We start from the raw sequence: 12,856 nt of genomic DNA, 5'->3' as shown, positions 1-12,856 counted from the left end.
CTATGAGTGCAGAAGGAAAATATTATGGCAGCTGAAGAAGAACTAAGTGCTGTTGAACGTACAGCAAAAAACAATCAGGTTGACACAGTAGAGGCCAGTGATGCGCTCAACTCTCGCTCCCCTCACTTTCACCCTAATTTTGATCTGCATCAGACTGATCAAAAATTTTATCAGTTCTTAGAACAACAGTATGGAAAAGAGAAAGCAGATAATCCAGAGTTTCGAGCAATTATCGGCAATATGTTGGCTCAACAAGCCGGTGGTGCATTATCTGCACTCAAGCAAATGCAAACAACGCCTAATCCTAACAGCACAGAAAGCATGATTCATGCTGAATTACGAGGTGGAAGTCCACAACTGGAAGCACACTTAAACCAAATATTGGCAATGAAGGGCATTACAACCCGGACTGATCTAAGCGATCCTGATCTCAGCTTATCCTTGCGACAAAAATATGAATTACTGGGCATGAATCCTGATGGCGAAGATGAATTAAGAAATTATATGGGTTTCTTGGGACTTGATAAAACTGAAAACTCTCTCGATCAAATGCGAGAGCTTAAGATTCAATCAACAAAAATTGCAGATAAAGTCATTGATGCACCAGAACCTGCGCCTGACAATAAGAAAAACCGACTGTAGCCTGTAACATTATTTTTTCTAAACAATCCATCGACTCTCTAAGCAAGTCTCTTCCCTTGACGTCAAGGGAAGAAAATCTCACTTCGTTCATTAGTAGAACTATCTCAAGCGACATCAAACCCTGTCGCTGTTTGATATCCTTTGGGTAAAGCAACCCCTGATTTACCACGCTCAATCAAATAATGATCCAACTCTCGAGGACTTAGCTTTAATTTCTTATTTTTAGTCTTAATCTGAATGCTTTCACCACGAGAAAAAATCATATGATCAATCACTTGCTCTGTGCCATCAGCAAATTTCTGAGCGGTAATATTAATAATTTTACTGCCCTTACCTTTGCTCATCTGTGCAATATCCACCAAATCAAGCACGGCTAATTTTCCAGCAGAGGTTAGAATTGCAACACGCATGCTAATATCAGGAATTAACAATGGCTTTAATGCTGTGGCAGGTTCTGCTTTGAGTAAAGCCTTACCACTTTTGTTTTTGGTTTCTAAATCGGCTATTTTGCTAATAAAGCCATTGCCCGCATTTGAAATCAAAAAGACAAGATCGGTATCAATACCAGAAAGCATACCAGAGAAAAGAGCACCTGTGGGTGGCTTTATTTTGGTTGTTAGAGGTTCGCCAAAACCGCGCGCAGATGGGAATTGATGCGCCATCAAGCAGTAACTACGCCCCGTTGTATCCAAGAAATAAATCATTGAATTACTTTTGGCTTTGAGCTGCATTAAGAACTCATCTCCTGCTTTATAGCTAAGATCTTGCCCTAATACTTCATGGCCTTTTGCAGAACGAATCCAACCCTTTTGTGAAAGAATAATGGTTACTGGCTCAGAAGGAAGACGTTCTACGACATCTAATATTTTTGCTTGTTCCCTAACAACAATAGGTGAACGGCGCTTATCGCCATAGGCATCAATATCCGCTTGTAATTCTTTTTTGATCAAAGTTTGCAAACGTTGTTTAGATTGTAAAGTTTTTTGCAACATATCCTGTTCTTGTGCCAGCTCTTTTTGTTCACCTTTTATTTTTTGTTCTTCTAAACGCGCCAATTGTCGTAATTTAATCTCAAGAATAGCTTCGGCTTGAATTTCAGAAAGTTTAAATCGTTTCATCAACTCTTGCTTGGGCTTGTCTTCTGTACGAATAATTTTAATGACTTCATCTAAATTTAAGAAGGCAATTAATAACCCATCTAAAATATGTAATCGAGCTTTTACTTTTTCTAAGCGATATTCAAGTCGCTTAACAACAACTTGTGTCCTAAATGTCAACCATTCTCGCAAAAAGCTCAACATGTCTTTTACTTGTGGTTTACCATTTAAGCCAATCACATTCATATTAACGCGAATATTTCTTTCCAGGTCGGTAGAGGCAAATAAATGAGAAACCAAAGCTTCTTGATCAAAACGATTAGATCTTGGAACAATCACTAAACGGCACGGATTTTCGTGATCGGATTCATCACGTAAATCAGCAATCATGGGTAATTTTTTAGCCTGCATTTGTGCCGCAATTTGCTCTAATACTTTTGCGCCCGATACTTGATGTGGTAAGGCAGTGATAACAATATCGCCTGTTTTTTCATATTTTATTTTAGCGCGAACTTTAATGGAGCCTTGCCCGGTCTGATATATTTCTTTGATTTCAGCTTTTGGCGTAATGATCTCTGCTTCTGTTGGAAAATCAGGGCCTGGCATAATCTTCATCAAGTCATTAAATGACATATCTGGATTTTCTAATAGCCCAATACAAGCATTCGCAACTTCTGTCAGATTATGTGGCACAAAATCTGTGGCCATACCTACAGCAATACCCGTAGTACCATTTAGCAATAAATTAGGAAGACGTGCGGGCAAGATCTTGGGTTCATCTAAACTGCCATCAAAATTTGGATTCCAGTCTACTGTCCCTTGTTCAAGTTCACCCAACAACACATCTGCATACTTAGAAAGACGCGCTTCCGTATATCGCATTGCTGCGAATGATTTAGGATCATCAGGAGAACCCCAGTTTCCTTGCCCTTCAATTAAGGGATAACGATAAGAAAAGGTTTGTGCCATCAGTACCATTGCTTCATAGCAAGCTGAATCACCATGCGGATGATACTTACCCAACACATCACCCACGGTACGCGCAGATTTTTTAAATTTCTGATTCGCATTTAAGCCCAATTCTGACATCGCATAAACAATTCGACGTTGCACAGGCTTCAAACCATCACCAATATGCGGCAATGCTCTATCCATGATTACATACATGGAATAATCTAAATATGCTTTTTCAGAAAACAAATTAATTGCTTGTTGTTCAATATTTTCAATGACTGGCGGTCTTTGCTTTGCCATTTTTTACCTTTATTTAATTTCTCATTTAATTTTTTTATCGAAAAATAGAAGAATACAGGCAGTCGTAGAAGTTGCTTTTTAGGGTAGGCGCTTTGTTTCGAGCACCCGGAGTTTACAAATAAGTAAATGAGGATTGCGAGAGACAAAGCAACACCCCCTAAAGAACAAATCCTACGACAACTAAATTTCGGCGAGATCCCCTTTCTCTTCTAACCATACCCGCCTATCCCCAGCACGCTTTTTAGCTAATAACATATCAAACTGTTGTGTTGCCTCTACTGCATTGGGTAATGATAATTGCAATAGTCTTCTTGTATTGGGATCAATGGTTGTTTCGCGCAATTGCATCGGATTCATTTCGCCTAAGCCTTTGAAGCGCTGTATGTTAATCTTGCCTTTTAGTTTTTCTGCACTGATACGGTCAAGTATTCCTTGCTTTTCACTTTCATCCAAGGCGTAAAAAACTTGTTTGCCGATGTCAATTCTAAACAAGGGTGGCATAGCAACATAGATATGGCCAGCTTCTACTAATTTGGGGAAGTGTTTCAAAAATAAAGCGCATAATAAGGTTGCGATGTGTAAACCATCTGAATCCGCATCTGCCAAAATACAAATCTTACCATAGCGTAGCTTGCTGAGATCTTCTTCACCAGGCCCTAAACCAATGGCTAATGCAATATCATGTACTTCTTGAGAAGCTAAGACTTGAGAAGAAGTGACTTCCCAGGTATTTAAGATTTTACCACGCAAAGGCATAATCGCCTGGAAGGAACGATCACGTGCTTGCTTTGCTGAACCACCCGCAGAGTCCCCTTCTACTAAAAACAATTCTGAACGAGAGATATCAGAAGCCAAACAATCTGCCAATTTCCCTGGTAACTGAGGCCCTTGTGTGATTTTCTTTCGAATAACTGTTTTACCTTTTTGCACGCGCGCGCTTGCAATATTAATCACCATTTGTGCTAATTGTTCACCTTCACTGACGTGTTGGTGCAACCACAAACTAAAAGCATCTTTCACAACGCCCTGAACAAAGGCACTAGACTGGCGTGAGGCCAAACGCTCTTTGGTTTGCCCTGCAAATTGTGGATCACGCATTTTGACTGATAACACGTAATAGCAATTATCCCAAATATCTTCTGGTGCTAATTTCAAGCCTCTAGGCAATAAATTTCGCTTTTCACAAAAATCACGCATCGCATCTAATAATCCCATGCGTAATCCATTTACGTGCGTGCCGCCTAAAGCTGTCGGAATTAAATTGACATAGCTTTCTGTAACACCTTCGATATTACTACCAGGAGGCATCCATAACACCGCCCACATAGCCTCTTCTTCTTCGCTTTTAAAGGTGCCTGTAAAGGGAGAAGCTGGCATTCTATTTTCATGCTGGCAAGCTTCTTCTAAGTAGGCTTCCATACCATCTGCATAATGCCAGGTTTGATGAGAAGCGGTTTCTTCTTGTATAAAATGTATCGTTAAACCCGCGCATAGCACGGCTTTTGCTTTTAAAATATGCTCCAATTTAGAAGCTAAGAACTTTACAGTGTCAAAATATTGCTCATTTGGCCAAAACTGCACACGTGTCCCAGTTTCTTTAGCTTTACAGCTTCCAATGACTTTTAGATCTGAGGCTTTATGGCCATCTTTAAAAGTGATGTGATGAATTTTACCCTCTCTCTTTATTTGCACTTCTAATAAAGAGGATAAGGCATTTACAACCGATACACCCACACCATGCAAACCACCTGAGAAATGATAATCTTTATCTGAGAATTTAGCCCCAGCATGTAAGCGCGTTAATATCAATTCAACACCCGTCATCTTTTCTTGACGATGTTTATCTACAGGCATGCCTCGACCATTATCCTGCACAGATAGAGAACCATCTGCATGCAAAGTAACAGTAATTTCATTTGCAAACCCAGCCAATGCTTCGTCCACACTGTTGTCTATTACTTCTTGCGCTAAGTGATTGGGTCTGGAGATATCCGTATACATTCCTGGTCTTTTTTTGACCGGATCTAATCCAGATAATACTTCAATTGATTCAGCGGTATAGGCTCGTTTTGCCATTGTCTGCTCACTGTAAAATTATTTTTTAGCTTTTTGATTTGTAAAATACATTAATGTTTCAAAGAGAAACAAATTTAATTGCCATTTTTGGTTGAGATCAATGCAACGCTTAAAATCAACCGCGCATCCATCTACCAAGCACTCCGAATGCACTTGAAAACCTGTGATTTCAGCCGAAGAGACATCATGATACAGCCTTAGTTCAATAACATAGTTTTTTAACCAAGACAGATGACTTATAAGGCTAGACTGCAAACAGAAAATATCTGTAAATGCATGTCTTTGCAAGACGTAAGCCTTTAATTTACCATTTTGCATACATCCCAGCGATAAATGTGTCCCCACTTCAAAGGCGAGCGGTAACAGCTTAGACATTAAATGGTAATTCTGATTACATTCCCAAAAATATCGCTCATAACCTTGCGCACGCTGCAAACTAGCCATAAGTAGCGATTAAATCCTCACGATTTTTTTCCAACCATTGCACTGCGATCTGAGTAGAGGCGCTGGTTATCCAAGCGTTATCTCTTAGCTTTTTAACTTGAGACCATGTGAAAACATGGATTTTCAAATCTTCATCTTCTTCAGGCTCGTTGATCAAGGGATGTTGAATGGGTTTAATTAAGCCACAATAAACGTGTGATAATTCAGTAAAACCACCGGGTGTATTGTAAAAAGTGCAAATGGGGATAAGCTTTATGACCTCACAACCTGCTTCCTCATGTGCTTCACGTACGGCAGTCTGCTCAGGCGTTTCATCTTGATCTATCAGTCCTGCAACGATCTCCAAAATCCATGGACTTGGCTTATCTGCGCGGTTAATTAAACCAATGCGAATTTGCTCAACCATTACAATGTGATCATTTTGAGGATCAAATAAAATAACACACGCCGCATCAAATCTATCAATCTGCTCTCTGACAACAAGAGGTCCCCATTGCCGGTTGAAGCCCTTATGTTTTAAGTGCAACTCATACACCTGATAATGCCCATCGTAAACCAACTTGCTTTCTTGTATATCAACATCTGCGGGCGTAAACGCTGGTTTCCAAGGTAACTTGCTCATATTTGATTCACCTTTAAAGTAATTCATTAGACCTCAAACTTATTTTTGAGACCTCGTCGCCATAGCCAGTACCATAATTAAAACTACTCTGCTATGGAAGCAAATTATGATAGGATGCCTGCTTATTCAGCGTCGACTTCATACAAATTATTATTAGGTTAGAAGATGGACTTCCAGCAAGCCAGACACAACATGATAGAACAACAAGTGCGTCCTTGGTTCGTGACAAATGCACGTGTATTAAATGTAATGCAAGAAATTGCTAGGGAAACTTTTGTTCCTCCCCAATATGCAAATTTAGCTTATTGCGATACGGATATTCCCTTGTCGGAAGCTCAAACCATGCTTGCGCCTAAAATTGTTGGACGTGCCTTGCAAGCACTTAATATCCAAGCCTCTGATACTGTTTTGGAAATCGGTACAGGCACAGGCTACATCACTGCCTGTTTAGGTAGACTCGCAGCCCAAGTCATTAGCATTGAAATTTTTGAAACACTCTTAACTGTTGCGCAAAGAAAATTATCTGGCAATCGAGAAATGGAACATGTTTTATTAAAGCAAGGCAATGGCTTAGAAGGCTATGAACCTCAGGCGCCCTATGACGCTATTTTTATCACCGGCGCTCTGCCACTCGGCGTTCCTGACACACTGTGCCAACAACTGAATGAAAAAGGTGGACGACTCTTTGCTTTTTGTGGTCAAGCGCCTGCAATACAAGCCGTCTTGATTGAGCGTAACCAAAACAATTTTGTCACGCGCTCTTTGTTTGAGACAGCAGTACCAACACTCTTACATGCCGCACAACCTGAGAAATTTGTATTTTAAGGTTTTTATTATGCTTAAACATTTTCTTTTTGCTATTTCAATGTGCCTTTGTCTACAAGCACAAGCAACGTTCGATTTAGAACAAATTTATCTTTTAGCCTTAGATAATGATCCTACACTCAAAGCGCAAGCAGATGCGCTACGCGCAAATCAACAAGCACTACCCAAAGCAATTGCTGTTATGTTACCTAATTTATCCGGTGGCTATACAACCACAGGCAACAATAATGCCTTAGTATCGTCCAATCACTACAATACACGTAACTATGGACTCACCTTAACACAACCTATTTTCCATCCAGAGCAATGGGGACAAGTTTCTCAAGCACATCATATTCAAAAACAAGCTTATGCACTTTACTTGGCAAGTATTCAAGATTTGGTCATTCGTGTCTCTGAGCGCTATTTTGCTATTTTAGGTGCGCAAGATGATTTGCTCTTTGCCAGAGGTCAACGTAAAGCGTTTGCAAGACAATTAGAGCAAACTCAACAACGTTTTGAAGTCGGCCTTATTCCTATTACCGATGTCCACGAAGCAAAAGCAAGACATGATAGTGCCGCAGCAAGAGAAATATCGGCTGAAAACACAGTTGCAAATGAATATGAAAAACTAAGAGAAATTATAAAAATCCCCGTAGAAGATATTGTGACTTACCCACGTACACAAGCATTGGATTTACAGGCGCCTCAACCCAATGATCAAGAAGCATGGGTCACAACAGCCCATGTACAAAATCTTAATGTTGTTGCCGCACACGAAAATAGCAAGCAACTTAAGGCTGTTATCGGTATTCAAGCAGCTGGGCATTTCCCCAAAGTGGATACGACAGCTTCTGTGCAACGTAATAAAAGCACACCTCCCTTCGATAATACAAATCTAAGCCGTTCCATCAGCTTGAATGTAAGCATTCCGCTGTTTGAAGGCGGTGGCGCATATTTTCGCACCAAAGAAGCAAGCGCACGTTATGATGAAGCACAAATGAAATTAGAAGCAACACAACGCGCAGCAGACAGCCAAACACGTCAATCCTTTAGAGGTGTTTTAACGCGTATTTCGGAAGTAAATGCTTTAAATGAGGCAGTAAAATCCAATCAAAGTGCGCTCAATGCAACACAAGCTGCCTATGAAGTGGGTACGCGAACCATTGTAGACGTGCTCAATGCTGAATCTGATTTGCTCTCAGCAGTCAGAGATCATTCTGTATCGCGCTACAATTATTTGCTAGAAGGCTTACGTTTAAAACGTGCTGCCGGCAACTTAACACAAGATGATTTGTTCCAAGTAAACCAAATCATTATCAATAAATAGTCCTTATTTTTCAGGCGATAATACGTGTATCAACACAATTTGTCGCCTGCACATTTATACTCTCTTTTCCTTGCAAACTCATCTAAGCACATATTTTAAGACATTGATTAATCTACATTAAAAAAGCACCACATTAATTTGTTATTTAACTAATTTTTTTTGCGTGCTAGGCTATTTATATGTCTATTCATTTATCATTGAGTCCGCTATGCCTATTCCTTTAAGCCCCCAAAATATTGGTGTATTACAAGCACAGGGAATCAGCGAAGACGATATTCGTCAGATACAGGCAAGCAATCCTCCCGCAGATGGCAGCTTTTATCGCATTGCGCTCAGTACCCCACTCAGTCGCCAATTCAAAGGTTCTGACCCCGAAAATCAAGAATTTGTACTGGTGAATGGCAAGCCTTTCCTGATCGCAGCAGGACTTGGAAAAGGTGGCTTTGGCTCTGTTTATCAAGGTATTAGTTTAGAAACGGGTGAAGCAGTTGCCATTAAATTTAGCAATATCCCACGTGCATTAGGAGAAGATAAAGCAAAAATTGTAGATATAGAAAGAGAATCACTCCGAAGACTTGGCAAACTTCAAGCAGGCGCCTCAGGCCCGAGCACAGTTATGCCCGAATATAATTATGCAGCACTAACCGTTATGACATTGGTTCAAGGACAAACCCTTGAGCAGATGCTTTATCGTGAAAATGATGCGGGCACAATGGAAAAACAGCATCTTGATATGCTAACAAAGTTTTTTATCGGTATGGAGTTTATAGATTCATTGCACAGCGACTTTCATCAAAATGGCATTTTGCATAGGGATATTAAACCCGATAATATTTTTTGGAATTCAGCAACACGAAAACTTTCTATTATCGACTACGGGGAAAATCTACATGTACAAGGTCCCATCCCAGACAATTTTGACGCGCTTCATATCCCAAGCCCAGATCTATCCAATATGCTATATGCAGCACCTGAGCTTGCAGCCTTTGCAACAAGAGCCTTTAGCGCAAAATCAGATAGTTTTGCCGCCGGTTTGGTTCTAGCAGAGGTATTCTCTGATTTCAATGCCATGGCTTTTAAAGACGCGTTAATAACCGCTGGCGATTCAAATATTGAAGCAGAAGAAAAAACGCAGGAAGCACTTCGTAAAGCATTGATGGCCCCCGGTGAAGATGCTGTCAGCAAAGTTCTATTTGCTGCTGTTGTAAACAACATTCTGCAAGCAGATCCCAATAAAAGAGGCACATTACTGGATGCGTCTATTGCTATCAAAAAATGTACTATTGGCTTCTTAAATAAAAGTACAGCTGCCGAACTAGGCATTACAGAGACTGAAAAAGCAAAACTTTTAAGCCATCTTAGGTTTTCTATTGCTATGAACAATGCGCAATTGATATTAGAAAATAATCGTGATTTCATACAATCACATAGAGGCTTGTCTGAAGCACTTAACCATCTTGTAACAACAACCAGACAACGAGATTTAATGGGCGATAATTCAGCAAATGACAGACAACTCTTTGCAATTTTACAAACGCTGGAAAAAAAGGTGAATGACTTATCGGATAGAAAAAATGTTGCGGAAAAAGAAGCTTTGCTCAGCTTAATCAATGATTTAAAGTCAGAACCCAAAATGCTATTGCTTCAAACAGAGCAATTCATGCAACAAAACACCAAATTTTTAACGAAGCTCAATTTACACGACAAAATAGAGATGTTAACAACACGTTACGCACACGTCTATGAAGCAGGACTACTGCAAGATTCAAAAGTGTTACAAGTTATTTCAAACAATATTGGGGCAATTCAAGCAGATTTAGATCAAAAAGGTCTCTCTCTTCCTCCTCAACTCTCTCAAATATTTGCTCAAATGCATGCAAGCCTGAAACTGCCTGAGGCCGTGGTACGCAAAGCAGAAGACGTAACGGTTGCCTCTTCTTCTGTGGCAGAACCACAACAACAACGCCCATCTATGCCTTCATTAAGCCTAGAGGGCTTAAGTAGCGCTAAAGCAGTTAGTTTCGCAGCACCCGAGATTCGACGGGGAGAATCTCCCTCATCAAAAGCAAACATTGCTCAAGATATCGATGCCCCTCCAAAACGCGCAGTACATGAACCACCACCAAGCCGAAGAATGTCTCAACGCATTGAACGCAGCGATCCCAGTGCAGAACATGCTTCAAGCTTAAGTCGCCGATCTTCAACAACAATGTTTCCAAGCTTTATCAAACATGCAAGCGACTCAACAACGTCCTCTCCTAAAACAGTGCAGTTCCAAGAGGAAGAAAAAAAAGATGCCGTCCAAAAACCAACGCTCGGCAAATAATTACTGACTAAATCGTCTTCGGTGTGTTGGCGCAGATGACATATCAGATGATGAGCTTGTTGCAACCGTCGCACTGAGTGAAAAATGCTTGAGAGCATGCACCAATGCACGCATGGGTGCCAGCTTTTCGCTCACAAAACGATCACACAATGCGCGCATCTTGTTATCGTCTCTTATTTCTAACAAATCAATAGACGCTAATCCTGTATGCGCAGCAGACTGCACTAATTTTTCTGCAAAACGATATACGCAATCGATTGTCGGTAGATTATCTTTTAAACGCAAACTAGAAAGTGTCAAAGCAGGAAGCTGTTCTGCCAATAAGTTAAAGCTATTATCACTTAAATGATTGTTGCGTAAATCTAAAGTCTTTAATCTTGTGCAAGCAACGATGGCTGGCACAAGCAACAAAGCATGACTGTCATTTAAAGCACAATGACTTAACACAAGGTGCGTTACACTGCTGATAGGGCTTAGTAATTGTTGATATCCCGTCATTGTTAAAGGATTAGAAGATACTTTAAGCTTTGATATCTCCAATGAATGGATGACAGGTAATAGTTGTGCTAATAAGGCATCACTTAAAGCGCAACGGCTGATATCCAAAAAGCGAAGTGAATGAGGCGCTAATGCGCTTAAGGCTTGGCAATATAAACCAATGTTTTCTTCTGTAATCGAAACCCCTGCTAAAGAAAGGCCCTGATATGTATCAAGCTCAGCTTTCAAGGCGGCAAAGCGCCCTTGCTCAATTTCATCAATCGCAAAATCACTTATTTCATATATACGCATCAACAACTCCAGCTACATACACGCTTTAAAGCAGAGATTTTAAATTTTAGAACCTGAGCATTATACCGCGCCAAAGCAAAACATCAAGTTTGTTTACTACCTATTTCACAGCTTCAATTTTTTGTTTCAATAATGTTAATACTTTTTCTAAAGCACCTTTATTATTTTGCACAACTTCTTTAGCATTTTGGCCTAATAATTGCCTTTTATGTGTATCTGCAATCAAGATCTTTAATTGCTGCTCTAAGGCCAAAGCATCCTGCACAACAACAGTGCCACCCGCAGTCACTAATTTTTGACTGATCTCAACAAAATTAAATAAATGAGGCCCCGATAATACGGGCAAACCCAATGCCGCAGGTTCAAGTAAATTATGACCACCAATGGGCTGCAAACTTCCCCCCACAAAGGCAAGATCGCTAGCTGCATAAAACAAGGGCAATTCACCCATGGTGTCACCTAAATACACATCCGTATCGCGCTCCGGCATTTGTTTTTTACTACGACGTTTGATGCGAAGGCCTGCGTCTTCACAAAGACTTGCAACCTTTTCAAAACGATCTGGATGACGCGGCACTAAAAAAAGTAATAAGTTTGAAAATTGTGTTTTTAGGGATTGATATACTTTTAATACAGCGCTCTCTTCACCTTCATGTGTGCTTGCCGCAATCCACACAAATCGCTCTTGCCCTAATAGCTGCCTTAATTTTTCACCTTCTTGTGGTAAATAAGCAGGTAATTCAAAATCAAATTTGATATTACCCGTATTACTTACTTTATGTGCATCGAATCCTAGAGAAATAAAGCGCTCCTTGTCCATTTCACTTTGCGCTGCGACTTGCTGAATCGGACGCGACATTTCTTTCATCATGGCGCCTAGCCAGCGATATCGCTTCACAGAGACTGGTGATAAGCGCCCATTGATAATGACAACCGGAATATTTCTGCGATAACAATTGTGTAATAGATTCGGCCAAAGCTCTGTTTCCATAACAATCAACAGTTTTGTTTTGAGCCGAGAAAAAAAGTTATGGAACGCAAAAGGGAAATCATAGGGTAAATAACAATGATAAATTCTCTTACCCAGAATATCTTTAAAAGCAACTTGCACACGTTCAGAGCCAGTGGGTGTGGTTGTGGTTACCAAAAGAGAGGCCGTGGGATGTTTTAACAATAAACCTTTAATTAATGGGATAGCCGAAATCACTTCGCCAACAGAAACAGCATGTACCCAAATTAAATTATCCATTGGTGGAAAAGGCACAAAGCCCAAGCGCTCTGCCCAACGCAAGCGATAGGCAGGCAAGCTAAAGCCTCTAAGCCATAACCGCAGAAAAATAAATGGTAGTAACAGCGTTATAAGCAAGCTATACAACCAACGAAAGCAATGCCAAGCCATGCGCCCTCCTCGTAAAAGATGGCTTATTGTACCCGTTTCTCTTCTAAAAATCTGGGCTAAAGCCATATCGTGC

10 protein-coding genes are annotated in these 12,856 nt (G+C 40.4%); 4 read left to right on the top strand and 6 right to left on the bottom strand.

Going from position 1 to position 12,856, the window contains the following annotated elements:
• Window positions 1-24: 24 nt before the first annotated feature.
• The gene (locus CC99x_RS01315) at window positions 25-642 is read left to right on the top strand and encodes a hypothetical protein (protein WP_057623425.1); all 618 of its coding nucleotides are present in this window, start codon (window positions 25-27) and stop codon (window positions 640-642) included.
• A gap of 104 nt (window positions 643-746) precedes the next feature.
• Here the strand turns inward: CC99x_RS01315 and parC are convergent, their stop codons facing one another.
• From parC to CC99x_RS01295, 4 genes are all read right to left on the bottom strand, one after another.
• A complete protein-coding gene (parC, locus tag CC99x_RS01310) occupies window positions 747-2,993 on the bottom strand; it encodes a DNA topoisomerase IV subunit A (protein ID WP_057623424.1) in 2,247 nt (748 codons plus the stop codon).
• Between the two features lie 180 nt (window positions 2,994-3,173).
• The gene (gene parE / locus CC99x_RS01305) at window positions 3,174-5,069 is read right to left on the bottom strand and encodes a DNA topoisomerase IV subunit B (RefSeq protein ID WP_057623422.1); all 1,896 of its coding nucleotides are present in this window, start codon (window positions 5,067-5,069) and stop codon (window positions 3,174-3,176) included.
• 18 nt (window positions 5,070-5,087) lie between these two features.
• The gene (locus CC99x_RS01300) at window positions 5,088-5,513 is read right to left on the bottom strand and encodes a DUF1249 domain-containing protein (protein ID WP_057623419.1); all 426 of its coding nucleotides are present in this window, start codon (window positions 5,511-5,513) and stop codon (window positions 5,088-5,090) included.
• Complete coding sequence (locus CC99x_RS01295) at window positions 5,506-6,135, bottom strand: NUDIX domain-containing protein (RefSeq protein WP_057623417.1); 630 nt, start codon at window positions 6,133-6,135, stop codon at window positions 5,506-5,508. The genes CC99x_RS01300 and CC99x_RS01295 overlap by 8 nt, the downstream gene beginning before the upstream one ends.
• Window positions 6,136-6,300: 165 nt before the next feature.
• On the opposite strand from CC99x_RS01295, the gene CC99x_RS01290 reads away from it, so the two are divergent.
• From CC99x_RS01290 to CC99x_RS01280, 3 genes are all read left to right on the top strand, one after another.
• The gene (locus CC99x_RS01290) at window positions 6,301-6,960 is read left to right on the top strand and encodes a protein-L-isoaspartate O-methyltransferase family protein (RefSeq protein ID WP_057623415.1); all 660 of its coding nucleotides are present in this window, start codon (window positions 6,301-6,303) and stop codon (window positions 6,958-6,960) included.
• Between the two features lie 10 nt (window positions 6,961-6,970).
• Window positions 6,971-8,269, top strand: a complete 1,299-nt coding sequence (locus CC99x_RS01285) for a TolC family outer membrane protein (RefSeq protein ID WP_057623412.1) — start codon at window positions 6,971-6,973, stop codon at window positions 8,267-8,269.
• Between the two features lie 208 nt (window positions 8,270-8,477).
• The gene (locus CC99x_RS01280; protein ID WP_057623410.1) at window positions 8,478-10,595 is read left to right on the top strand and encodes a protein kinase domain-containing protein; all 2,118 of its coding nucleotides are present in this window, start codon (window positions 8,478-8,480) and stop codon (window positions 10,593-10,595) included.
• Here the strand turns inward: CC99x_RS01280 and CC99x_RS01275 are convergent, their stop codons facing one another.
• Together CC99x_RS01275 and waaA are read right to left on the bottom strand one after the other, a co-directional pair.
• The gene (locus CC99x_RS01275) at window positions 10,596-11,384 is read right to left on the bottom strand and encodes a leucine-rich repeat domain-containing protein (RefSeq protein WP_057623408.1); all 789 of its coding nucleotides are present in this window, start codon (window positions 11,382-11,384) and stop codon (window positions 10,596-10,598) included.
• A gap of 100 nt (window positions 11,385-11,484) precedes the next feature.
• A complete protein-coding gene (gene waaA, locus CC99x_RS01270) occupies window positions 11,485-12,783 on the bottom strand; it encodes a lipid IV(A) 3-deoxy-D-manno-octulosonic acid transferase (protein ID WP_057623406.1) in 1,299 nt (432 codons plus the stop codon).
• Window positions 12,784-12,856 lie beyond the last annotated feature (73 nt).

The organism is Candidatus Berkiella cookevillensis, assembly GCF_001431315.2.
Lineage (GTDB): Bacteria > Pseudomonadota > Gammaproteobacteria > Berkiellales > Berkiellaceae > Berkiella_A > Berkiella_A cookevillensis.
Note: the sequence above shows the minus strand (reverse complement) of the source record. Positions and strands in the feature narration are given on the sequence as shown.